Source organism: Paenibacillus hexagrammi (assembly GCF_021513275.1).
Taxonomy (GTDB): domain Bacteria; phylum Bacillota; class Bacilli; order Paenibacillales; family NBRC-103111; genus Paenibacillus_E; species Paenibacillus_E hexagrammi.
In genome coordinates this window covers 1,935,641-1,959,846 of sequence record NZ_CP090978.1, presented here as the reverse complement: position 1 = coordinate 1,959,846, position 24,206 = coordinate 1,935,641, and the positions used below count along the sequence as shown (strand labels likewise).

Sequence of the window (24,206 nt, the reverse complement as noted above, 5' to 3'; positions counted from 1 at the left end):
GACCTTGAGGAAACGTCCTCCTCGCATGAAACCGCATATCCCCTCCTGCAAGCAGGAAGGGATCGGCGGATTGCTGTAACAATAAGCATTATTCGCTCGGAACAGGCGCCTGACGGTGCACGTTGGCTCCTAACCGCGTAAGCATATTCTCAATTCTATCATATCCTCTATCAATATGATGAATCTGCTCAACAATCGTCGTGCCATGCGCAACCAGACCGGCAATAACCAATGCGGCACCGGCTCGCAAATCGGTCGCCTCTACTGTCGCGCCGTAAAGCCTCGGCACGCCTCGAATAAAGGCGGAGCTCATATCCACACGGATGTCAGCCCCCATGCGGGACAATTCATCTACGTGCTTAAATCTACCTTCAAATATCGTTTCTTTCATCACGCTAAGTCCATCTGCTAGAGATAGCAGAACCATGACTTGAGACTGCAAGTCGGTCGGAAAGGCCGGATGTGGCGATGTCACAATCCGCTCTACCGCTTTCGGTCTTCCCGGACAGCTTACATGTATTATATCACCGTCGCAAGCTATTTGAATACCTGCGCGCTTCAAGACATGAATGACGGAAGTCAAGTGTGCCGGATTCACTCTTTCCAGCGTAATACTTCCCCGCGTCGCGGCAGCCGCGACCATGAACGTACCGGCGACGATCCGATCTGGAATAATACGATAATGGCATGGAGTCAGCGATGTTACACCGCGAATCGTAATGGCATCGGTGCCGGCACCGATAATATCCGCTCCCATAGCATTGAGGAAGTTTTGCAAATCCTGAATTTCCGGCTCTCTGGCGGCATTATAAATCGTCGTTATGCCTTCGGCCATTACAGCAGCCATCATAATGTTTTCCGTAGCGCCGACGCTTGGGAAATCAAGCACAATTTCGCTTCCCTTTAACGTTTCGGCCGTACAAACGATCATGTTATTGGATTCTTCGATTTGAGCGCCGAGTGCTTGCAAGCCTTTGAGATGCAAGTCAATTTTGCGCTCGCCAATCGCGCATCCGCCCGGCTGGTACACGGTCACGCTGCCGAATCTGGCTAGTAGCGGACCCATCAGAAAGATGGAGGAACGCATCTGTCCCATCAAATCTTCAGGGATATGAGAGGAATGAGCTGTGGATGTAAGAACGGTTACGGTATCGTCCTGCTGCTCCGCCCGGCATCCTAGTGCGCGGAGAATCTTGAGCATCGTTTCGATATCGAGCAATTTCGGAACATTCGTAATCGTATGAGTACCGCTAGCTAAGATGCTGGCTGCTAAGATAGGTAATGCGGCGTTTTTAGCGCCGTGTATCTGGATGGCTCCCGAGAGAGGTCTTCCACCTTCGATAACGAGCTTCTCCAAAATTCCACCTCCGATTTACCTCTCACCCACCACCAGAACTTCAGGCACCAGCGATATACCGTACGTATCAAGTACGATTTGCTGCACCTCTTGAATGAGGGTGAGGACGTCCTCGGCTGTCGCATTCCCGGTATTTACAATGAAATTGGCATGAAGCATGGAAATTTCCGCGCCTCCGACTCGCTTGCCTTTGAGTCCCGCTTCTTCAATCAGCTTGGCGGCAAAGCCGCCTGCCGGATTGCGAAACACACTTCCGGCGCAGGCTAATTGCAGCGGTTGCGTTCGCAGACGCCGATCCCGGTATGCTGCCATAGCTCCCGCAATTTCTTTGCGGTCGCCTTCCTGCAGTTCGAAGACGGCCTCTGTTACAATGCCGGGCAGCGTATGAAGAACCGAATGTCTATAGGCGTACTGCAAATCTTCTAGCTGCATCCTTACCAATTCCCCTGTATCCAGGATGACTTCAGCCTGCTTGAGTATGCGTGACACGTCCGATCCATGAGCCCCCGCATTCATGTAAACGGCGCCTCCCACAGAGCCGGGGATCCCTCCCGCAAACTCAAGTCCGGTTAATCCTTCTTTGGCAGCCAGAATAGACAGCTTAATGAACGAATACGATGCGCCAGCATATACGGTAGTGCCTTCAAAACGGAGCGTTTCCAGCGCGCTGCCTAATTTGATGACAACTCCGCGGATGCCTTTATCTCTCACAAGCAGATTCGAACCTCGGCCGATAACAGTCCATGGAATGCCATGCTGCTGTAAAGTTCGAATTGCAGCGGCAATCTGTTCTTTATCTTGCGGAATAATGAGCACATCTGCTGGTCCTCCAATTTTCCAAGTGGTAAACGGAGCCAGCCGTTCATTCGTTCTAATTTCCGTAATTCCTGCTGCTTTCAAATCAGAAATTAACTGCTGCATGGGAAACCTCCTTCACAGAACTTAGGGCGGAATACAAGATTCCGAATTATACGAGTGAGGCCGAATGCGGCCGATATTCGGTGAAACACCGCGTATAATGCCTTTGGGTTTCTGTCACGGTTATAGTGTAGTTTATGTAAAATCGAAAGAGAGTGTGACAATTGCCTATCCATATTCATCAAAGTTATGTACGCGAGCTGCTGGATTCGATTAAGTGGACAATCATGTCAACCGCGTTTGCTTCCTTACGTGACTTCATGGCTTCCATATAGGTTTCACGCTGTTCGTAAAGAGCGGTAACTCGTTCCGCCAGCGTTGTCGCCGTCAGCTGTTCTTCGAACAGGACGTCAGCATAGCCCGCTTTCTGGAAGGAATCCGCATTAAGCAACTGATCCCCCTGCTGGCTTGCAAAGTAAGCGGAATCAAGAGCATCGGCTTTCCAAGCATCAGAAATTCATAAATCGAGGTAGCGCCTGCGCGGGACACCACCAGATCCGCCATCGCCATAATATCCGGAAGCTCCTCGGTAATGTATTCAAACTGGCGATAACCCCTCTTACCAACAAGAGCGTTATCTACATGGCCTTTGCCGCAAATATGAACGATTTGGAAGCGCTCGAGCAATGTGTCAAGTTCGCTGCGCACAGCTTGGTTAATCGCTTGCGAGCCTAAGCTCCCGCCCATAACAAGCACGACCGGCTTTTGCTTATGAAAATCACAAAGCTGCAGGGCTTTTGAAGCCTTACCGCCTGATATTTGATCGCGAATCGGAAGTCCGGTCAGCACAGCCTTATCCGCTTGAACATGCTTCATGGATTCCGGGAATGTGACACACACTTTGTCGGCAAAAGGGATCGACAACTTGTTGGCAAGCCCAGGCGTCATATCCGATTCATGGATGATGACGGGAATTCGGTTCATTCGGCTGCCAAAAACGACCGGTACGGAAACGAACCCGCCCTTCGAAAAGACGATGGCGGGCTTCAGTTGGCGCAGCAGTCTATACGACTGGTACACGCCTTTTAAGACTTTGAATGGATCTTTTATATTTTTAAGATCAAAATATCTGCGAAGCTTTCCAGAGGAGATCGGATAAAAAGGAATGCCTTCCTTTTCAATAATATCCTTCTCGATCCCAGCGGCCGAGCCGATATATCGGATATCCCACCCCATGCGCTTCAGCTTGCTGATCAGCGCTAGGTTAGGGGTAACATGGCCGGCAGAACCTCCTCCGGTAAAGACGATCGTTTTCATGCTAGATCACCTCGAATAGCGGGATATGTTAAGCAGAATGCCGATGGAAGTCAGCATGAGCGTAAGTGATGAACCTCCTGCGCTTATTAGCGGCAGAGTAATACCTGTTACCGGGAACATGCCGATGACAACCCCGATGTTGATGATAACTTGTACGGCAATCATGCCGATGATACCTACCGCAATCAAGCTCGCGAATGAATCCGGCGCTGTGATGGCCGCTCTCATTCCTCTCCAAACTAGGATGGTAAAGAGCAGTAGAACCAACGAACCTCCGATAAAACCAAGCTCTTCAGAAATAATGGAAAAAATAAAATCCGTTTGAGGCTCCGGTAAATAGCTGTATTTCTGTCTGCTCATGCCTAGCCCTAGACCAACTAAGCCTCCGGGACCAATCGCATATAGCGATTGAATCGATTGATAGCCCGCTCCGAGCGGATCCTTCCAGGGGTCAAGGAATGCGGTAATCCGCTGCAAGCGGTAAGGAGCTGCAATAATCAGACCAACGAATCCAGCTACACCAACCATGGCTAAATAGGACAAGTGCAGAATCCTAGCGCCAGATGTGAAAATAATCAGCAAGGAGGCACCGACCAGCACGACCCCGGTTCCAAGGTCAGGCTGCAGCATGATGAAGCCAAATGCTAGCCCCATAATACCAAGTGGAGGCAGCAGCCCTTTTGTAAATTGCGTAATTTGCGACTGCTGATCCGACAGCATTTTGGACAAGAAAAGGATCATCCCGATTTTCATAAATTCCGATGGCTGTATCCCGAATGCTCCGATCCCCAGCCAACTTCGCGCCCCGCCACGTACAACCCCGATACCGGGTATCAATACGATAACAAGCATACCGAAGCAAACAAGAAGAGCGACCTTGGCATATTTTTTCCAAATGGGATAATCCACGTTCATCGTGAAAAACATCGCGACGATCCCTAGCACGGCAAAGAGCAGCTGCCGCTTCAAATAATAAAACGAATCGCCAAATTCCCGTAAAGCAAGAACCGCACTGGCACTGTACACCATAATAACGCCGATTGTCAATAACAACAAGGTAGGAACGATAATCCATATGTCCGGAGCGGACCGTGCTTTACCCATCACAAACACCTCTTACGCGTTGTAGTGGGCTTATCCCGTTTGCGCAGGTGGATAGGCCCTACTTAAAGGTTATGCACGGACTCCTTAAACATGCGTCCCCTGTCCTCATAAGATGGGAACATATCCCAACTTGCGCAGGCAGGCGATAGCAACACGATGTCGCCGGGCTCGCTTAACTCCGCAGCAAGCCGCACCGCTTGTGATACAGCGTCCGCCGCATCCTTAGCAGTATCGACGGTTTTCACCTTGCTAATCCCCGCCAATTCAGCTACACGGTTGATTTTCTCACGCGTTTGCCCTAGGGTGACAACACCTTTGATCCGTTCACGGAACGTTGGAAGCAGCTCCATATAATCCGAACCGCGGTCCAGGCCTCCAGCAATGAGCACAATGCCCTGCTCGAAGGCTTCAATAGATTTCACCGATGCGGCAGGATTTGTAGCTTTTGAATTATTATAATAAGTCACACCATGAAGCTCGCGCACGAATTCCAGACGATGCTCAACACCTCGAAATTGCTTTAATACGGCCGCAATCGAATCCAGCTTCACGCCTGCCGTTATAGCCGCCGCTGCAGCTGCCAGCGCATTTTCAATGTTGTAGCTTCCGGGAATCCCCATTTCCTTAGCATGCATAATCGTATGCACATGTCCTAGTCCGTCTGCATAGACCAGCGCATCGTTTTCCGCGTTCAAATAGACACCGTGAGGAAGCGTTTCTTTCATGGAAAAAGGCAGCAGCTTCGCGCGCAGCGATGGCAGCAGCTCCCTGCAAACCGCATCATCCCAATTCAAGATCGCCGTATCATCCTCCGTCTGATTCGCAAACAGCTTCGCCTTCGAGTGGATATAATCCTCCATTGTGCCGTGATAATCTAAATGGGTTTCGTACAGGTTCAATAATAAGGCGATTCGGGGTCTGAACGCACTTGTGCCCTTCAGCTGGAAGCTACTCAGCTCCACAACGAGCCAGTCGGACTCCGTGACTTCAGGCGCTGCCTCTGTTAAAGCGCGGCCAATATTTCCCGCTACAACAGGAGATAACCCTCCCTCAGCCAGCATAAGGCCGATTAATGTTGTTGTCGTCGTTTTTCCATTGGACCCGGTAATACCGATAATAGGAGCGTGGCTGAAATGGTAAGCAACCTCTACTTCTGTAACGACTTCAATGCCCAGCTCCTCGGCTTTCTGAATCGGCCCTACCGAATAAGGGATGCCCGGGTTCTTGACAACGAGGGCCACTCCAGGATGAACCAGTGTGTCCGGATGATGCCCGCATACAACAGAAATACCCAGAGCCTCCAATTCGTCGGCTTCAGGGCATGCAAATCGATCCTTCTTATCATTGACCTGGACGATGGCTCCCATCTGATGAAAAAGCTTAGCCGCAGCAACTCCGCTGCGAGCCAAGCCCAGAATAACCACTTCTAGTCCACGATAGTCACGCGGATGTCTCATTCTCTATAACACCTCATTCATATATAATCCAAGCGCGGCAAGCACTAAACCGACAGCCCAGAATGTGATAACGACACGCCATTCCGACCAGCCAACCAGTTCAAAATGGTGGTGAATCGGCGCCATTTTGAATACACGCTTCTTCCTAGTCTTGAAGGAGACGACCTGGATGACAACAGAAAGAATTTCCACAAGAAATACACCGCCTATGATGGCCAGCAGGAGCTCAGCTTTGGTCAGAATGGCTACAGCCACAAGTCCTCCGCCGATACCAAGCGACCCTGTGTCCCCCATGAACACTTTGGCAGGATGCGCATTGAAGACCAGAAAGCCAAGCACAGCTCCTACCATTGCCGCTGAAAAGATAGCCGCTTCCGGCTGCGTATTGCTCATCGCAATGACCGTATAGGCGCCAAACGCAATAGCGCTTGTACCTGCCAGCAAGCCATCAAGCCCGTCTGTAAAGTTAACGGCATTGGATGCGCCCAGCATGAGAATGGTCATAAGCGGAAAATACAGCCATCCCAGATTAAACTTAAAATCGATAAATGGGATAAATAATTCCGTGCTGTGACCTTCTTTGACAAGCAAAAAGCATACGATCGCTGAAATCAGCAGCTGACCAAACAGCTTTTGCTTCGCTGTCAAACCAAGTGATCGTTTGAAAATGATTTTAATATAGTCGTCCAGGAACCCGACAAGTCCATAGCCAAGTGAAGCGATCAGCAGAATCAGCAGATCCACCGTTTTGTCCGCAAAGCGCAGCGAAGCCAGCGCCAATGCGAGCAAAATAATGGTGCCACCCATGGTTGGGGTACCTTGTTTTTTCAGATGACCTTGCGGACCGTCTGTCCGGATCTGTTGGCCGAATTTCATGCGCCGCAGGATCGGAATAAAGAGCGGTCCCATGATGAGGGCCAGCACAAAGGCTACGCCCATCGTCAATAATATTGCGTTTTCCAATTTCGGTTCCTCCTGCTCGCTCGACACCATAATGGTAGATATCCTCTATAGGCAAGCGATATGCTTGTTTGTTACGGTGATTCTGCTAAAAGCCGGTTCACGACCTGCTCCAGCCGCATGCCTCTCGAGCCTTTGACCAGCACGAGATCCTCAGGATTAGCTAGCACGGCAAGCTCTGCGGACAACTGCTCCTTATCATCGTAAGCGCGGACGGCGCCGGACGGATACGCCTTGGCGGCTTCCTCCGCGATCAGGCTGCCCAGACGGCCGAAGGTGAACACGCCGTCAATTCGTTCCGGCGCGAGCAGCCTGCCGATCTCGCGGTGGTAGTGCTCTTCGTGCTCGCCCAGCTCCAGCATATCGCCGAGCACGACATACTTGCGGCCGAACCCGCTCAGCTGTTCGGTCAGCTGCAAGGCAGCCCGCATCGAGGCCGGGCTGGCATTGTACGCATCGTTAAGCACCGTGAGCCCCGTGGCTCCGGTCAGCTTTTCGATGCGCATGCTTGTCATTTGCAGCGACGCAAGTCCCGCTGCAACGGCACTCGGCGAAACGCCGAAGGCTTCGCCGACGGCAACAGCGGCGAGCGCGTTGATGACGTTGTGCTCGCCCAGCAGCGGGATGAACAGCTCCGGATACTCCGGACGGTTCATCCGGAAGTAAGCGCCATCCGCCTCCATGCGGATGCCGGTAGGCTGCAGCTCCGCGTCGGCGCTACGGCCGAAGCGGACACAGCGCAGGCCCTGCGGAAGCGAGGCCTCCTGTATAGCCATCTCGATCAGAGGCTCATCGGCGTTATAAATGAACAGCGCCCCTTCCGGCATTCCTGAGATGATTTCAACTTTAGCCCTGGCGATCTCTTCTCTGGACCCAAGCTGAAGCAGATGCGATTCACCGATCATCGTGATGATTGCAGCTTCAGGCTCGGCGAGCTTGGAGAGCAGCTCAATCTCACCGCGTCCGCTCATTCCCATCTCTACGACGGCAAATTCGGTCTCTTCCCCTAATTGCAGCAGGGTTAGCGGGAGTCCGATATGATTGTTGAAATTCCCCTTAGTCTTATGAACGTTATAAGTACTGCCAAGAACGGCAGCGACCAAATCCTTCGTTGTGGTTTTGCCGTTGCTGCCAGTAATCCCGACAATGCGCACGGGGAGCTGTCTCCGATAGGCGTTGGCCAGCTTTTGCAAAGCGGTCAGCGTGTCTTTGACGCGAATGATAGGCATCCCTTCCGGCGGGTGCGGCCGGTCGTGCTGCCAGATCGCTGCAGCTGCTCCTCTTTCATAGGCTTCTGCCGCATACGCGTGTCCATCGAATCGTTCCCCGACTAACGGTACGAACAAGGTTCCCGGCTCAATGGACCTGGTATCCGTGGAAACCCCATGGATTCGAACGCCCGGCTGTATATTCGTCGCTTCCGACACAGCCTGCGCTCCAAGCATTTCATATATTTCGGCAAGTGAACGGCTTATCATCGGCTTCTTCCCCTTATCGCAGCCTTAGCCACCAAACGATCGTCAAAATCATGCTTGACTCCCATGATATCCTGATACGTTTCGTGGCCTTTTCCTGCTATCAATACTACATCGCCCGGGCCTGCCAGTTCAATAGCCTTTTGAATGGCGGCCTTACGATCTACGATCAGTTCATATTTATTTTGCGGAACCCCAGCTTCTTCAAGACCTGGAACAATATCCTGCAGAATAGCATCTGGATCCTCAGTTCGGGGATTATCCGAGGTTACGAATAAGTAATCGCTGTAGGCTGCAGTCACTTTGCCCATCAGCGGTCTCTTCGTACGATCCCGATCCCCGCCACATCCAAACACAGTGATGATCCTTCCCTCTGCGAATTCTTTAATCGTAGATAAAGCATTCTCAAGTCCATCAGGCGTATGCGCATAATCGACAAGGACGAGATAATCCTGCCCTTCACTCACAGGCTCCATTCGCCCTTCTACAACAGCCACACCTTCTAAACTATTCCGAATTTGTTCGAGTGCGACGCCTTCGGCCAAAGTTGAGGCAATCGCCCCTAAAGCATTGTATACATTGAACTTGCCGACCAACTTCATTCGGAACCAGGCTTCTCCAACAAATGAAACCAACTTGAACTCCGTACCCTGCGATGTCACTCTAATTTGTTCTGCGCGGACATCACACGGAGTGTCAATGCCATAAGTTATTACTTGTGCAGCCGTTATGCTTTTGAAATAATCGGACGCCGGGTCATCCCCGTTCAATACGGCAAATTGGCGTTCATCGGGATTGGCACTGAAGCTGTTGCCCAGTCTAGAAAACAGCAGCCCCTTTGCAGCCCGGTAATTGTCCATCGTTTTATGATAGTCCAAATGATCCTGTGTCAAATTCGTAAAAATACCGGTGCGGAAATGAACTCCCTTCACCCGCCCCATATCCAGACCGTTGGAGGTGACCTCCATGACGCAATAATCCGTTTTGCAATCTGCCATCTTGCGGAGAATCCGTTGCAGCTCCACAGCTTCCTGCGTATTCGTCGACTTATTTTCAACATATTCATCACCGACTTTAATGTGGATATTCCCCATCAGTCCAGTTGTGAAGCCTTGATCACTTAATATCTTTTCAATTAGATAAGTCGAAGTCGTCTTGCCGTTTGTGCCCGTAATCCCGATTACTTTCATGGATTTGCTTGCATAGCGATAAAAATGGGCGGACAAAGCTGCCATCGCGTATCGTGCATCCTTGACGACAATCTGCGGAACAGATAGATCCAGTACTCGTTCTGTGACAAGCGCAGCTGCCCCCAGCTCTACAGCTTTGGGGGCGAAATCGTGACCGTCTGCAATTAATCCGGGTATACAAAAGAATACATCACCCGGGTTTACTTTACGGGAGTCGGCTTCCATGCCGGTAATCTCCCTCTCTGCATCTCCATGTATATGAGCAATGAGCAGTGCGGAAGCAAGCTCTTTCAAATTCACTGGCTAACCCTCCCGTTCCTTAGAAACATGCAATCTTTTCTATTATGGACAATTTTATGCGCCGGGAAAAGCAAAACATGTCTCCGCCTGCATCTTTTTTCAGAAAAAGTGAACATTTTATTGCTGCGGCGGCTCGCTGTCGGACAAGAATATCCGAATGGTAGAGCCCTGCTCCACCCTAGCACCAGGCTTCGGCGCTTGACTCATGACGTATTTGCCATTACCGGACTTAGCTAGTTTAAAGTTCATATTTAAATCCTCGTAGAGATCCTCCACGGTAGCTCCAATCAAATTAGGTACTTCTACAATCGGTGTTTCACCATATCGATAATCTCTTTCCAGCTGATCCTTGCTCGGCTCCACCTTCATGTATCGAAGCGCATCCGCCATGATGTTTTTTACGAGAGGTGCTGCAATGAGTCCCCCAAACTGAATCCCCTTCGGATCATCAACAGCTGCGTAAACAACGATTTTCGGATTATCAGCAGGAGCGAACCCGATAAAGGAAACGATATGCTCATCCGGTGAATAGCGCCCGTTCACGACCTTTTGCGCTGTTCCTGTTTTACCGCCTACACGGTATCCGTCAATAAATGCATTACGCCCGGTTCCTTTGGCGACGACACTCTCAAGCGCTTCCCTGACTTGCTTCGAGGTACTCTCGGAAATGACATTTCTCACAAGCTCCGGTTCAACAACATCTACAACCTCACCTGTCTCCGGATTCGAGAAGGATTTGGCCACATGCGGCTTGAACAGCTTTCCTCCGTTGATGGCTGCTGACACTGCTGTGACTTGTTGAATCGGTGTTACCGAGACACCTTGACCGAAGGCGGTAGTCGCCAGCTCTACTGGACCTACCTGAGAAGGCTTAAACATGATACCGTTCTCTTCCCCTCCAAGATCAATCCCTGTTTTCTTACCAAAGCCGAACTTGGATATGTAATCAAATAAAGTTTCCTTTACCTAAGCGCTGTCCCATGACAACGAAGCCAGGGTTACAGGAATTCTCGACGACTTGCAGGAATGTCTCGCTCCCGTGTCCCCCCCGTTTCCAGCAGCGGAGTCTTGCTCCTCCTACCTCAATGAATCCAGGGTCAAAAAATTGCTCGTTCTTTAAATCTACCTTTTTCTCTTCTAGCGCCGCTGCCAATGTAATGATTTTGAACGTAGAACCTGGTTCGTACGTTTTCCAAATCGGCAGATTGCGATTATATGTCTCTGAAGCGTAATTTTTGTAGTTACCCGGCTCATAGGTGGGTCTGCTGCCCATGGCCAAGATTTCGCCATTGTTCGGGTCCATCATGATAGCCAGAACATTTTGAGCCTGATACTGTACCATCGTTTGATCCAGTTCTCTCTCGAGGATAGATTGAAGATGGCTATCGATCGTAAGCTGCATATTCAAGCCGTCCTTGGGCTTCACATACTCATCGGTTGTCCCTTTCAGCTGTCTGCCCGCCGCATCAGCCATATAAGAAATACTTCCTGGAATGCCGTTTAAGTACTTATCGTACTTGGCTTCCACTCCCGTCAAGCCTTCATTGTAAGAATTGGTAAAGCCAAGAATGTGAGCTGCGAGCGATCCGTAAGGATAAAATCTTTTGTTATCTTCAGCTACCACGATGCCAGGCAGCTTCAAATTACGAATTTCCTGCGCCTTTTCAACGGTAATTTTACGACCAGTCGGTTTAATCTCGTTAATTCTTGTCCGTTTGGTCATTTGCTTGTAAATTTCGTCTTCGTTGCCTTGAAGTACCTCTGCCAATTTGGCAGCTTCTGCTCTCGCATCTTGCAGCTGTACGGGTATGGCCATGACCGATGGTGTGCTCACATTATAGGTAAGCGTTACGCCGTTTCGGTCCATAATTTCCCCTCGCTTCGGGGCAAAAGGAATGTCCCTTCTCCAGCTGTTCTCGGCTTTCTCCGCGAGATCCGGTCCTATCCATAATTGAACATAGGCAAGACGCAGGATGAGCGCAAAGAAAATGAATGTTCCAATAATAAGCGCAGTGAACAATCTGCGACGAACGGTAACGTTTGATACACGCATGTGCGTTCGCTCCCCTTTCCCAACAAGTCAAGATCGTTTCATATCAAGACTATTCGGGACAAACAGGGGTTAGAACAAGCCTTCTCTACTCAGCAGGCTTGGCACTCTTCTCTTTAGAGGCCGAATCCGATTTACTGCTGTTGTCTTTTGCGTTCGTTTTTGCTTTTGCTGCATTAGACGGAGTCGGAGTCGGGGAAGCGGCTGCTGTTTCACTGAGCGGCTGCAGCTGTAGGGTCACGGATCGGGAGTCCCCTTCACCGGATACGCTCTGATCGACAACGTAACCTTCACCAGTCGTTTGACAATCGAGTCTTAGGAACGAACAGGCCTCCAGCGCATCACGCAGTGATCTCCCTTTAAAGTTAGGAACCGGCAGTTCATCATAAGGCTGCACAGACACATAGATTCGTTGGGCGGTCGTGATTTCAGTTCCAGCCTTCGGAAATTGTTCGATCACTTGATTTCCGCTGCCAAATACATCAAGCTTCAAGTTCAATTCCTTCGCTTTATCCTGCGCAGATTGGAGGGTCGATTCGACCAAATCAGGCATAGTCAATGTGTTCGCTTGTTTGGTCTCCACCTTTGGTTGCTTATTCGAAGCCACCCCCATATATTGCAAGGACTGTGTGACGATATCTTTGAAAGCAGGTCCCAATACTTGTCCGCCCAAGTGGTAGTTGCCGCCGAGGTCCGGTTGGTCTGCAATTAAGGTGAGCAAGATCTTCGGATCTTCCACCGGAGCATAACCGATGAAGGATACGAGCCATTGATCCGTAGCATAAGTCCGATCTCCAGGTAGGACTACGTTCGCTGTACCTGTTTTACCGGCTACCCGGTACCCGTCAATATAAGCCAGCTTACCTGTACCGATATTCTGATCTGATACGACCTGCTCCAAGTATTCTCCAACCTGTTTGGCCGTTTGCGGTGTTACTACCTGACGCACTTCTTTGGGCTCAAAGGATTGAATAACCTGGTTTGTCTTCGGATCCAAGATATCTTTAACAATGTGGGGCCACATCATCATGCCGCCGTTGGCAATCGCTCCATATGCTGCGGTCTGTTGAATAGCCGTTACCACTACTTTACCTTGTCCATACGTAGCCGTCGCATACTCGGTAGGGTATTTCATATCAATTAAGCCTGACACTTCTCCAGGCATATCGATATTCGTTTTCTCATCAAAGCCGAACTTGTTAATATAGCTTCTAAGTTTATCCTCACCGAGCATCTCATAGCCCAACTTAACAAATGCAACGTTACTGGAACGTTTTAAGCCTTCGAGATAGGTGATTTTGCCCCATCCGACACGGTTATGGTCATGAAGCTCTCGATCCTCTACCCGAATAGCCCCGGATTGGTATTTGTCCTCCGGTTTGAACAATCCTTCTTGAACAGTAGCCGCTAAAGTGACAATTTTAAAGGTCGAGCCCGGCTCATAACGTGAAGCTACGGCATTATTCTTAAAATCCTCCTGATTGTCGATGGTCCAGTATGAATTCGGATTAAACGTAGGGACATTGGCCATACCAAGAATTTCCATGGTATGAGGATCGACAGCAATAGCCGTCAAGCTTTTTGGATGCCATTCCTCATTGACTTTTGCAAGCGCGCTTTCGATGTAATATTGGATGTTCTTGTCAATCGTTAGCCTTACATTCTTGCCGTCCTCCGCCGGTTTATAGGTAACTTTGGCATCAGGCAGCTCTACCCCTTTGGCGTCTGTCTCATAATTCATCATCCCCGGCACACCTTTAAGAATATCATCCATGGAGAGTTCCAATCCTAAAGCAGCTTTGCCTTCTTTGTTGGTATAACCAAGTATGTGCGAGGCGAGAGTTTCACCGGGATAGTACCTTTTCTTATCTTCAGAAATATAAATCCCTATATTTTCCTTGGATTTCACATCCAACTTATTCTGTATAGAGGCGATTAATTCCTTGACCTGATCGGCCTTGTCCTTGCTGATCTTCCAGCCTTCGTTTTTAATCTCAACGTTGACTAAAAATGTGCCGTCATTCCGCTTTTTGGTGCCTTTTTCTCGGATTTTGGCTTCTAGCTCGTCTCTTGTTTCATCGGAATCTTTTAAAATATCAGCAAGTCCTTGCGTTATGTCTTCTAAATCATGATAGGAATTAATAATTTCAGGATTCAAAGAAACGGTGTACGCGGTCGCGTCTACGGCGAGCACCTTATCGTTCCTGTCCAGGATCGAACCTCTGACGGGAGCAAGAACTTTATCTTCCTCCCACAATTCTTTCGCCTTGCTTGTCAACCAAGACGCTTCTACTACTTGAATCCAATAGACCTTTGCGATAAGCACAACAAAAAGAAGGGTGAAGAACCCTCCGATCAGTAATGAGCGCATTTTAATTTTTTTAGTCATGATCAAACTCCTGCCCTGTTAAGGATTAAAGGCTACTTTCGTCTTCTTATCCGTGGATGTTTTTGGCTTTGCAGCAGCGGTCGCCGTATGTGATTTCATCCACTCCTCTTGAGGTTTCAACCCGAGACGCTCTGCTTCCTTCTTTAAACGGTCAGGACTTTGCAGCGCCTCGGACTGCTGCTTTAAAGCACTGTTTTCCGCTTCAATCTGGCGAACCTGCTTTTGCATCTGAAGAATGCTTGCATTCATTTGGTAAATCGCCGCGTAACGCCATACAATGACTCCGGCAACAATCACACAAAGCACAACCGTAAATAGATACAACATTTTCTCCTGTACGGGCAAAGATTTGCTGCGGTACACGATTTTTGTCGTTTCCTTCATCTTCACTTTAGTCTCTTGACGTGGGCGTTTTTGGTCCAGGGCTAAATTCCCTTGAATATAGGAAGGCATCTATCATGTTCCCCCTTTATATTTATAGTTTCTCTGCTATTCTTAACTTGGCGGATCTTGCTCGCTGATTATGTTCCAGTTCTTGATCCCCGGGCACAATCGGCTTACGATTGACCAGCTTTACAATGCCTTTGTTTCCGCAAACGCATAGCGGGAAGTCAGGCGGACACGTGCATTTTTCAATGTATTTATGAAAGGTTTGCTTGCAAATTCGATCTTCCAGTGAGTGAAAGGTAATGACTGCTACTCTCCCTTGCGGTGCCAAGCAGCGAATGGATTGCTCGAGCGCATCTTCGAAGGCTCCTAACTCGTCATTCACGGCAATGCGAAGCGCTTGAAAGCTCCTTTTCGCCGGATGTCCGCCGGTCCTTCTAGCGGCTGCAGGGATGCCCTCTTTGATTAATTCAACAAGTTCACCGGTTGTTTCGATGGTGTGGTCAGCTCTTGCTTTGGCAATGCCTGCAGCAATGCGGCGGGAGAATTTCTCTTCACCATACTCAAACAGAATCTTTGCTATGCGTTCTTCCGGCCACTCGTTGATGATCACCTTCGCGGTGAGCTCACTCGTTCGATCCATCCTCATATCCAGTTCAGCGTCTTGATGATAGCTAAAGCCACGTTCTGCTTCATCCAATTGAGGAGATGATACGCCAAGATCGAAGAGGATTCCGTCTACTTGCGGCCGCCCGTCTTTCATAGCTTGGGGAATGGTTCTGAGCACCTGCTCCAGATACCGAAAATTACTCTTTACGATCTGCACGCGATCCAAGTAGGGAGCCAGGACTGTCTTGGCATTGTTCAAGGCAATGTCATCTTGATCGAAGGCAATCAGAAGCCCGTTTGGGCCTAATTGCGAAGCAATCAGAGAGCTGTGCCCCGCTCCGCCCATCGTGCAATCTACGTAAATACCATCGGGTTTTATATGTAATCCTTCTACCGACTCTTCCTTAAGTACTGTCACATGATGAAACACTTGTTGTCCTCCTAGCGTGTTGACTCAAAAAATCGTATGCTTACACTCTTTTATAGATCAAAATTAAAGTCTACGAGCTTCTCTGCAATTTCATTAAACGACTGCTCCGACTCATTGGAATAGCTTTCCCACATTTGCTTGCTCCAAATCTCAACACGATTGGATACACCAATCACGACACAATCCTTTTCAAGCTTTGCATGCTCAATCAGATTACTTGGGATGTTAGCCCTGCCTTGCTTGTCAAGATCACATTCCGTAGCACCTGAAAAGAAAAACCTTGTAAACGCTCTTGCATCCGATTTCATGAGTGGAAGTGCTTTGAGCTTCTGCTCCAGCACGATCCATTCGCTTCTCGGATACACGAACAAACATTGATCCAAGCCGCGGGTGATGACAAAGGACTCGCCGAGCGCCTCGCGAAATTTGGCCGGTATGATCATTCGGCCTTTTTCGTCTATGCTATGTTGGTATTCCCCCATGAACATAGCATGGCGCCCCCCTTTCCCTCCACTTTGTACCACTTTCCACCACTTTTATAGAATATTTCGCCAAACAAACAAAAAATCCTGCTCCAAGAACAGGATTTCTGAAAATTTTTTCATATTTTTCATATCATTTTGGTTCTACTTGGACTCATTTTCTTCCGATTCATGCAGTTTAGCGGCATTTTGTTCTTTGATCTCACTTCTTATGCTGGCAAGCTGACGTTTTTTTCGTCTCCGGTTCCACCATATGGGCAGCAGAATGACTGCTAGAATGACAACCACTGGCAGTGCGGCCGCTAGGAAAATTAAGATCCCTTGCAGGACTGCCGCCAAAATATTCAAACTGGAATACCACGCTTTCCCGATCCTCTCGCTTAACGACAACTCATTAGGATCCGAAAGCAGCGGCTTATTGCCTGTTTGTTGATACATGCGGAGCTCGATGGTGGAATAAGCGACATTTTGATCCAAATACCGCATTCGTCCTTTTATTTGCTCGATTTCCTCCTGAACCTTCGATAGCTCGTTGGAAAACGCAAGCAAGTCATCCGTCTTGGACGCTTTCTCCATGAAACTAAGCAACCTAGTCTCCACCATCTGTTTGGCTTTTAAACGGGACTCCAAATCCACATACTCTTCTGTAACGTCCTGTCCTTGCACGTTCCGCTGGAGAGAGGGACTTATGGACTCTAGACCGTCCAATAGGGAGACAAAACCCTTGGCCGGAACTTTGATCGTAAATGTCCCCCCTCGTTCTGAAGTGCCTGCATTCTCGGAGAATTGTAAAATGTACCCACCGCTTAAAGCCACTAGATCCCTGAGCTTGGTCTCTGACTGAACATAGTCTGTCACAGGCATGACCAGATTTGCATGATAGATCAGTTTCCGGTTAAAGCCTTCTTCCCCTTCATTTTGCGCGGCCGGCACAACAGACGTCTGTGATGGACTCGTAGTGGTGTTGCTCTCTGATGAAGTCGATGCCAGTGCTTTATCCTCTGCTGATGCCAACGGACTCCTGTCCCCCATTTGTTGACTTTGCCCCGTAACCTTTGCAGGTTCTGCAGCAGCCGAAGCAGATTGCGCTTCCGCTTTAGGCGCGCCCGCGGATTTTGCTGTACTGTTCTCTCCTGAAGAGCCACAGCCGCTTAAGATGGCAGCTACCAACAGTGTCGTTAAGCATAACCCGCTCATCCTTCTTTTCCACCCAGTACCTTTGTGACACCATAATGCGACGGTTTCTCTTTCTGTTTGAATGCGCATTCTCATCAACCCCTCTTTTCCATTAATAGGTCGTTCAACCTCTAAACGGAAAAAGATCGAAAAAGTTGCACGATTTCAAATTCAGCAACTTTCGATGATGAACACCCGTTATATGGGGAGAAGGAGGTGGCCGATGCGATCTACAATGATGCTTCTCGCCATTCTTGTTGTTATGATCACGCTTTTAATAGGATGCAAAAGCAATACCGTAGACTCAGAACCTTTACAACCAATAACGTTAAAGCAGCTGTACCCAGGCGACATCCAGAATGTCGATCAAATTGACATCCGGAGCGGATCAACAGGCGAATTAAAAAGCTATACGAATCAAAAAATGATTCACGCCTGGATAGACGCTGTAAGCGAACTAGAATTACAACCGGATCCGAATCAAGAAGGCCGCACGGGGTTTCAGTACAGCGTCACATTGTATGAACACAAAGAATCAAAGCTCTCATTTCTTACGAATTCCATCCACGGACATTACTATTTGGACAACAAAGCATTTACAGACCTCATCAAGCAGCTCTTTGAAAGTACACCTCAATGATACACTCTAAACTAAGCGATAAAAAAGAAAGCCGGAGGGACACGTTGTCCACTCCGGCTCTATGTATCGGATTAATGCTCCGCCCAGCTATCCAAGTACGATTTTTGTTCTTCCGTCAAAGAATCAATGCTTGTGCCCAAGGATTCAAGCTTATATCTTGCAACCTGTTCATCCAGTTCGTAAGGCACGTTAACAACTTTGCTGCCGATATTGTTATACTGTTCGTTCACATATTTCAAAGACATCGCTTGCAGCGCGAAGGTCATATCCATGATTTCTGCAGGGTGGCCATCACCAGCTGCAAGGTTAACCAAGCGTCCTTCCGCCAAGACATAAATTTTACGACCATCTGTCAATTCATACTCTTCAATGTTACGGCGTACCGTACGCTTAGAGACGGATTGCGCTTCCAGCTCCGGTTTGTTCACTTCCACATCAAAGTGCCCTGCGTTGGATAAGATAGCCCCGTCTTTCATGACTTTGTAGTGTTCACCGCGGATCACATCACGGTTTCCAGTAACCGTTACGAAGAAATCGCCTTGCTTGGCAGCTTCGACCATCGGCATAACGGCAAAGCCGTCCATGTAAGCCTCAACCGCTTTGATTGCATCTATTTCCGTAACAATGACATTGGCACCAAGTCCTTTAGCACGCATAGCAACACCTTTGCCGCACCATCCGTAACCGACAACTACAACGGTTTTTCCTGCTACAACTAGGTTTGTCGTTCTGTTGATGCCGTCCCAAACGGATTGACCCGTTCCATAACGGTTATCGAACAAATATTTACAAAAAGCGTCGTTCACCGCAAGCATCGGGAATTGCAGCTCGCCTTCTTTTTCCATAGCTTTCAAACGCAGAATGCCGGTTGTTGTCTCTTCCGCTCCGCCTCTTACATTCTCAAGAAGGTCCTTACGCTCGGAGTGCAGAATCGTCACTAGATCTCCACCGTCGTCGATAATAAGGTCCGGCTTGGACTCTAACGATTTGATCAAAAGTGATTTGTATTCTTCTGGACTTGGATTGTACTTGGCAAATACGGTGATTCCGTCTTCTGCCAATGCTGCACAGACATCATCCTGAGTAGATAGAGGATTACTGCCTGTAATTGTCACCTCGGCGCCGCCCGCTTGAACGACTTTGGCCAGGTAAGCTGTTTTCGCTTCCAAGTGCAAGGAGATCGTCACTTTCAAGCCTTTGAACGGCTGCTCCTTCTCAAATTGCTCACGAATACGGTTTAAAACCGGCATATGAGCCTTCACCCAGTCGATCTTCAAGTGACCTTCCGGAGCGAGCTTGATATCAGTTACAATGCTCTTCTCTACTGAATTCATCCTAACATCCTCCTGTATTTTACAAATAATAAATGCGATGTTGTCCATCTACCGGTATGGGAGTTTCGACTAATTGCTTCAACCAACCATTCCCGTATCGATTCATATAGGCACAACCATTATACACTCTTTCCTGCGGCTTGGCTAACGGCCTGATCGTAAGCTGAATGCGGTCAAGGTGACGCAGTGTAGATTCGAATTGCGCCTTGTGGCCGTCTGCAGCTTTTTGTTCGAGATATTCGATCTGATTCAGAATTTTGGCCAGATTCGATTCTCCGAGCAGTTTCACACCAGCATTAATAGCAGCCAAAGAGTCTACCAAGGGTCCGTAGCTCGCTTTGAACTCTTCCTTCACCACTTCAAATCTTTCCCCAAGACGCATCGTATCCTGCTTGCTCAGCCAAGACTGCTTCTTCTCTTCAAACCGGTTCAGCACGTCGTCAAAGCTCAGATCGTATCTGACCATATGTTTATGTACGGTTCCTTCGATCAAAGTAAACTCCAACCGCGGCGCCACAATCGGAAGCTTCATCCCAAACATTTCAAAGGCACTTGCTGTCAGCCCCCAATACGCTATTTCCCCGGGACCCAGCACCGTTGCCAGCACAGGAAACAGATATTCCTGCATGAGCGGCCGGGTCATCACGTTATTGCTAAGCCGCTGCGGATGCGTAACCGATATATCAAGCAGCTGCTCGCGAGAATAGGAGACTGATTTCTTTTTATCCGTAAAAAGTCCATCCTCCCGCTGCAGAAGCAGCCGGCCCCCTTTTTCAAAAACAAATAGATTCGCGCCATTCTCTGTAATATCTGCTTGCGGCTCATATCCGCATTCACGTACCCGCTTCCGTCCTTGCATGAGTGCATCGCTTAAAGCTTCATTGCGAGCGATCAACTGCTCGAACATGGCTGATTCGACACCTCTCAGAGGTGGGTCATCTGCATCAAGCAGAACAAGCCCGTATTCGCCAAATAACCACGCCATCCATCTGGCGAAAGCATCGGACAATGTGGAGGAAGGTAGTGCCGCGTTCTTCAACTTAGCCAGCAGCTCCGCTTTGAATTCGGTATCTATCAGCGAATCCTCTAAAGCCTGCAGCGCAGCTATCCATACATGCTCCTTCAAAGGCAATCTACTAATAGAGGTTCGTTGGCCTGTCGGATGTTCTACCTTGATTTTCTCGACGGTCTGGGCGCTTGTGAGTGAATAGATATGATTTACCTCATCAAAGTCATGATCTTCTCCGGCGATCCAAAAGACAGGAACTATCGGACGGCTCAGTTTACCGCTCCATTCGCGAGCCAATTGAATAATCGTAATTGCTTTATACAGCACAAGCAGCGGTCCTCCAAATAGACCTGCTTGCTGACCGCCTACAACAACCAATGATTCAGACTTCGATAAATCCTGTATCTTTTGCAGCGCTTGCTGCGTATTCCCGATTCTCTCGTTATAAGAGGTTAGCACGGCTGCTAATTGATGCCGGTCCGCACGAAGAGCTGAGGATTGTTCCGTAACCCAAGCAGCACGGGTCAACCAATCCTCAGTCCGTTTATAATGAAAATGAAATAAATGATTCGCCGTGCCTGAATCTTGTATATAGTCCTCGGCAAGCGCCTGATTTTTTTTCCAATGAAAAGCTTCCATCTGCATACCGTTATCCCCTTTCCGTAATGCAATTGTACACCCCTGCTTGTGATGAAGTCAAAACTGTATTTTATTCAATTACATTTAATACAGAGAAAAACCGCTCCAATCGGAGCGGTCAGTTTACTCTTAATACAAATGGCAAGCTACCAGGTGACCCGGTTCAACCTCTTTGACAGGCGGCATCGAAGCCGCGCATTGCGGCATCGCTTGCGGACAGCGTGTCCGGAACGGGCATCCGCTCGGCGGATTCAACGGACTTGGAACGTCGCCTTCCAAGATAATGCGCTCACGTGTTCGCTCTACTTCCGGGTCCGGAATCGGAATCGCGGAAAGCAGCGATTGTGTATAAGGATGGAGCGGCTTCGCATATAAATCATCGGAGGTCGTGACCTCAACTAAGATTACCCAAATACATGACACCGATCCGATCGGATATATGCTTAACCATCGCAAGGTCATGGGCAATGAACAAATAGGTAAGACCATGCTCTTTTTGTAGTCTTTTGAACAAGTTAACAACCTGCGCTTGAACAGACACGTCCAATGCTGAAATCGGCTCATCGGCAATAATAAATTGCGGCTCAATTGCCAGCGCACGCGCGATACCGATCCGCTGACGCTGACCGCCGGAGAATTCATGCGGGAATCGGTTGGCATGCTCTTCATTCAAGCCGACAGCTTTTAGCAGTTCAATCACTCGTTCTCTACGCTTCGTTCCCGAATAGAGACCATGGATATCAATGCCTTCCGCAATAATATTCCCAACTGTCATTCTAGGATTAAGGGAAGCATAGGGATCTTGGAACACCATCTGCATATTCCGGTTAAATTCCCGCAGTTTTTTCCCTTTCAGCTTGTGAACATTCTCACCGTTAAAGATGACTTCGCCTTCCGTAACATCATACAAATTAATGATGGTTCTGCCGGCTGTAGACTTCCCGCAACCCGACTCCCCAACAAGACCAAACGTTTCACCGCGGTATATTTCAATGGAGAAATTATCAACAGCCTTTAGTACACGGCCGCCTCCAACCTGGAAATGCTTTTTCATATTGCGAATCTGTAAAATGGGTTGTTTAGACATGCTGGTGACCTCCTATCTGAACAGGACGCTCAACCTTTGGTGCATCTGGATGCAGAAGCCAGCAAGCCGCGCTGTGCGTCTCCGAAAGCGGAGTGTGCTCAGGATCCTCTTCCAAGCAAGCCTTCATGGCGTATGGACATCTTGCCGCAAATGCACACCCCTTAGGAGGAGCGAACAAATCCGGAGGAGTCCCTGGAATAGGGATCAACTCTTCGTCACTATTTGTATCCAGACGAGGAACAGAGCGAAGAAGTCCCCACGTATACGGATGCTGAGGGTCGTAGAAAATTTCATCTACAGTTCCCTGTTCGACAATTTTACCGGCATACATAACCACGACTCGCTGCGCCATATCTGCGACAACACCAAGATCATGCGTGATAACAATAATAGAAGATTCCGTTTTTTCGGAAATGGACTTCATCAAGTCGATGATTTGCGCTTGAATCGTCACATCGAGTGCCGTAGTCGGTTCATCTGCAATCAGCAGCTTCGGCGAGCAAGCCAAAGCGATCGCGATCATGACACGCTGACGCATACCGCCGGACAGCTCATGCGGATACTGATGTATCCGCCCTTCCGGACTATTGATTCCTACCAACTTTAACAGCTCAATCGCTTTCTGTACGGCCGCCTTCTTTTTCAAGCCGCGATGCTTGATCAATCCTTCTGTAATTTGTTCGCCAATCTTCATCGTCGGATTCAACGATGTCATCGGATCCTGGAAAATCATCCCCATCTCGGAACCACGAATCTTCTCCATCTGTCGGTTAGACAGTTTAACAATATCCGTTTTACCTTCGAATAGGATAGAACCACTCTTTATATAACTAGGCGGAGTAGGAATTAAACGCATCAAGGTTTGAGCGGTTACGGATTTCCCGCAGCCGGATTCACCAACGATCGCCAAGACCTCGCCTTTATTTAAATGAAAGGTTACGCCGCGTACGGCTTGCACTTCACCCGCATAAGTACGGAAGGAAACCTTAAGATCTTTAACATCAAGCAATCTATCGCCCTTGTTCATCACGATTCACCCCTTATTACTTGCGCATCTTTGGATCAAGCGCATCGCGCAAGCCATCGCCAAGCAAGTTAAAACTCATCAAAACCAAACTGAATATAATACCAGGATAAATAAGTCGGTATGGGTACAGTCTCATAGAATTGGCCCCATCCTGCAGCAAGTTACCCAATGAAGCCATTGGCGGGCGAATACCCAATCCAATGAAGCTCAGAAAAGCCTCAACAAAAATTGCATTCGGTACAACGAATGTAATTTGAATGATAATGATTCCTAGCGCATTCGGAATGAGATGGCGAAGAATGATTCTCCATGGACTTGCACCCAAAGTACGGGAAGCCATGACGAACTCTTGCTCTTTCATAATCAGCATTTGCCCGCGGACAAGTCTCGCCATCGGAACCCAGCCTGTTATGGAATAAGCTAGAATGATGGTAGGTATACCGGGTCCAATGACCATGATCATCAAAATCGCGATCAAAAGGAATGGAATCGACCAAACGATCTCAATGATTCGCTGCATAGCGTCATCAATTTTACCGCCGTAATAGGCAGAAATGCCGCCGTACAGCACACCAACTACCAAGTCAATGAGCGCAGCTGCTATCCCGATAAATAATGAGATTCGAGTACCCCACCAGACCCGCGTCCAAATGTCGCGTCCAAACGCATCTGTTCCCATCCAGTGAGCGGCGGACGGCTTCAAGCTCTTATCCTTCAATACCTGAGTTTGGTAATCATAATGCGACAGAAACGGTGCAAGAATTGAAATCACTACAAGTAAAACTAGTATAATTAAGCCAGCCATTGCCAGTCTGTTTTTCTTAAGTCGTCTCCATGCATCCTGCCAGTAATTCAATGACGGCCGGACGATGGCCTCGCTTTTCAACTCAGTAAGTGAAACAGGAGCAAATCTGCCTTCGATGTCTTTC

17 protein-coding genes and 3 pseudogenes are annotated in these 24,206 nt (G+C 48.7%); 1 reads left to right on the top strand and 19 read right to left on the bottom strand.

What is annotated here, in order from left to right; translation table 11 throughout:
- Positions 1-88: 88 nt before the first annotated feature.
- From murA to L0M14_RS08355, 14 genes and pseudogenes are all read right to left on the bottom strand, one after another.
- Positions 89-1,357, bottom strand: a complete 1,269-nt coding sequence (gene murA, locus L0M14_RS08420; protein ID WP_235121711.1) for a UDP-N-acetylglucosamine 1-carboxyvinyltransferase — start codon at positions 1,355-1,357, stop codon at positions 89-91.
- Positions 1,358-1,372: 15 nt separating this feature from the next.
- Entirely contained in the window at positions 1,373-2,278 is a 906-nt protein-coding gene (murB, locus tag L0M14_RS08415) for a UDP-N-acetylmuramate dehydrogenase (RefSeq protein WP_235121710.1), read from the bottom strand.
- Positions 2,279-2,462: 184 nt separating this feature from the next.
- Positions 2,463-3,532 (bottom strand): annotated as a pseudogene (locus L0M14_RS08410) (undecaprenyldiphospho-muramoylpentapeptide beta-N-acetylglucosaminyltransferase).
- A 6-nt stretch (positions 3,533-3,538) separates the two neighbouring features.
- Entirely contained in the window at positions 3,539-4,636 is a 1,098-nt protein-coding gene (spoVE, locus tag L0M14_RS08405; RefSeq protein WP_235121709.1) for a stage V sporulation protein E, read from the bottom strand.
- Positions 4,637-4,698: 62 nt separating this feature from the next.
- The gene (gene murD, locus L0M14_RS08400; RefSeq protein ID WP_235121708.1) at positions 4,699-6,093 is read right to left on the bottom strand and encodes a UDP-N-acetylmuramoyl-L-alanine--D-glutamate ligase; all 1,395 of its coding nucleotides are present in this window, start codon (positions 6,091-6,093) and stop codon (positions 4,699-4,701) included.
- Between the two features lie 3 nt (positions 6,094-6,096).
- Entirely contained in the window at positions 6,097-7,032 is a 936-nt protein-coding gene (mraY, locus tag L0M14_RS08395) for a phospho-N-acetylmuramoyl-pentapeptide-transferase (RefSeq protein ID WP_235122854.1), read from the bottom strand.
- A 95-nt stretch (positions 7,033-7,127) separates the two neighbouring features.
- Entirely contained in the window at positions 7,128-8,531 is a 1,404-nt protein-coding gene (locus L0M14_RS08390; RefSeq protein ID WP_235121707.1) for a UDP-N-acetylmuramoyl-tripeptide--D-alanyl-D-alanine ligase, read from the bottom strand.
- Positions 8,528-10,018: a UDP-N-acetylmuramoyl-L-alanyl-D-glutamate--2,6-diaminopimelate ligase gene (locus L0M14_RS08385; RefSeq protein ID WP_235121706.1), complete on the bottom strand. Its 1,491-nt coding sequence runs from the start codon at positions 10,016-10,018 to the stop codon at positions 8,528-8,530. Before L0M14_RS08385 ends, L0M14_RS08390 begins: the two co-directional genes overlap by 4 nt.
- 117 nt (positions 10,019-10,135) lie before the next feature.
- Positions 10,136-12,071 (bottom strand): annotated as a pseudogene (locus L0M14_RS08380) (stage V sporulation protein D).
- A gap of 85 nt (positions 12,072-12,156) precedes the next feature.
- Entirely contained in the window at positions 12,157-14,457 is a 2,301-nt protein-coding gene (locus tag L0M14_RS08375) for a penicillin-binding transpeptidase domain-containing protein (protein WP_235121705.1), read from the bottom strand.
- 18 nt (positions 14,458-14,475) lie between these two features.
- Positions 14,476-14,910, bottom strand: a complete 435-nt coding sequence (locus tag L0M14_RS08370; RefSeq protein ID WP_235121704.1) for a septum formation initiator family protein — start codon at positions 14,908-14,910, stop codon at positions 14,476-14,478.
- A 22-nt stretch (positions 14,911-14,932) separates the two neighbouring features.
- Complete coding sequence (gene rsmH / locus L0M14_RS08365; RefSeq protein WP_235121703.1) at positions 14,933-15,883, bottom strand: 16S rRNA (cytosine(1402)-N(4))-methyltransferase RsmH; 951 nt, start codon at positions 15,881-15,883, stop codon at positions 14,933-14,935.
- 50 nt (positions 15,884-15,933) lie between these two features.
- The gene (gene mraZ / locus L0M14_RS08360; RefSeq protein WP_235121702.1) at positions 15,934-16,371 is read right to left on the bottom strand and encodes a division/cell wall cluster transcriptional repressor MraZ; all 438 of its coding nucleotides are present in this window, start codon (positions 16,369-16,371) and stop codon (positions 15,934-15,936) included.
- Positions 16,372-16,509: 138 nt separating this feature from the next.
- Complete coding sequence (locus tag L0M14_RS08355; protein ID WP_235121701.1) at positions 16,510-17,631, bottom strand: DUF4349 domain-containing protein; 1,122 nt, start codon at positions 17,629-17,631, stop codon at positions 16,510-16,512.
- A gap of 133 nt (positions 17,632-17,764) precedes the next feature.
- Here L0M14_RS08355 and L0M14_RS08350 point away from each other — a divergent pair, with 133 nt between their 5' ends.
- Entirely contained in the window at positions 17,765-18,181 is a 417-nt protein-coding gene (locus L0M14_RS08350; RefSeq protein WP_235121700.1) for a hypothetical protein, read from the top strand.
- Between the two features lie 71 nt (positions 18,182-18,252).
- Here the strand turns inward: L0M14_RS08350 and L0M14_RS08345 are convergent, their stop codons facing one another.
- From L0M14_RS08345 to L0M14_RS08325, 5 genes and pseudogenes are all read right to left on the bottom strand, one after another.
- A complete protein-coding gene (locus L0M14_RS08345; protein ID WP_235121699.1) occupies positions 18,253-19,515 on the bottom strand; it encodes an adenosylhomocysteinase in 1,263 nt (420 codons plus the stop codon).
- Between the two features lie 19 nt (positions 19,516-19,534).
- Positions 19,535-21,169: a bacillithiol biosynthesis cysteine-adding enzyme BshC gene (gene bshC / locus L0M14_RS08340; RefSeq protein WP_235121698.1), complete on the bottom strand. Its 1,635-nt coding sequence runs from the start codon at positions 21,167-21,169 to the stop codon at positions 19,535-19,537.
- A gap of 123 nt (positions 21,170-21,292) precedes the next feature.
- Positions 21,293-22,250: pseudogene (locus L0M14_RS08335) on the bottom strand (ABC transporter ATP-binding protein).
- The gene (locus L0M14_RS08330; protein WP_235121697.1) at positions 22,243-23,277 is read right to left on the bottom strand and encodes an ABC transporter ATP-binding protein; all 1,035 of its coding nucleotides are present in this window, start codon (positions 23,275-23,277) and stop codon (positions 22,243-22,245) included. Before L0M14_RS08330 ends, L0M14_RS08335 begins: the two are co-directional and overlap by 8 nt.
- 16 nt (positions 23,278-23,293) lie before the next feature.
- Positions 23,294-24,199, bottom strand: a complete 906-nt coding sequence (locus L0M14_RS08325) for an ABC transporter permease (RefSeq protein ID WP_235122853.1) — start codon at positions 24,197-24,199, stop codon at positions 23,294-23,296.
- Positions 24,200-24,206 lie beyond the last annotated feature (7 nt).

What these genes read in the sequence shown, in the direction of transcription:
- murB (WP_235121710.1), bottom strand. Translation starts at nt 2,278, where the DNA reads ATGCAGCAGTTAATTTCTGATTTGAAAGCAGCAGGAATTACGGAAATT.
- spoVE (WP_235121709.1), bottom strand. Translation starts at nt 4,636, where the DNA reads ATGGGTAAAGCACGGTCCGCTCCGGACATATGGATTATCGTTCCTACC.
- murD (WP_235121708.1), bottom strand. Translation starts at nt 6,093, where the DNA reads ATGAGACATCCGCGTGACTATCGTGGACTAGAAGTGGTTATTCTGGGC.
- mraY (WP_235122854.1), bottom strand. Translation starts at nt 7,032, where the DNA reads ATGGGCGTAGCCTTTGTGCTGGCCCTCATCATGGGACCGCTCTTTATT.
- L0M14_RS08390 (WP_235121707.1), bottom strand. Translation starts at nt 8,531, where the DNA reads ATGATAAGCCGTTCACTTGCCGAAATATATGAAATGCTTGGAGCGCAG.
- L0M14_RS08375 (WP_235121705.1), bottom strand. Translation starts at nt 14,457, where the DNA reads ATGACTAAAAAAATTAAAATGCGCTCATTACTGATCGGAGGGTTCTTC.
- L0M14_RS08370 (WP_235121704.1), bottom strand. Translation starts at nt 14,910, where the DNA reads ATGCCTTCCTATATTCAAGGGAATTTAGCCCTGGACCAAAAACGCCCA.
- mraZ (WP_235121702.1), bottom strand. Translation starts at nt 16,371, where the DNA reads ATGTTCATGGGGGAATACCAACATAGCATAGACGAAAAAGGCCGAATG.
- L0M14_RS08355 (WP_235121701.1), bottom strand. Translation starts at nt 17,631, where the DNA reads ATGCGCATTCAAACAGAAAGAGAAACCGTCGCATTATGGTGTCACAAA.
- L0M14_RS08350 (WP_235121700.1), top strand. Translation starts at nt 17,765, where the DNA reads ATGCGATCTACAATGATGCTTCTCGCCATTCTTGTTGTTATGATCACG.
- L0M14_RS08345 (WP_235121699.1), bottom strand. Translation starts at nt 19,515, where the DNA reads ATGAATTCAGTAGAGAAGAGCATTGTAACTGATATCAAGCTCGCTCCG.
- bshC (WP_235121698.1), bottom strand. Translation starts at nt 21,169, where the DNA reads ATGCAGATGGAAGCTTTTCATTGGAAAAAAAATCAGGCGCTTGCCGAG.
- L0M14_RS08330 (WP_235121697.1), bottom strand. Translation starts at nt 23,277, where the DNA reads ATGAACAAGGGCGATAGATTGCTTGATGTTAAAGATCTTAAGGTTTCC.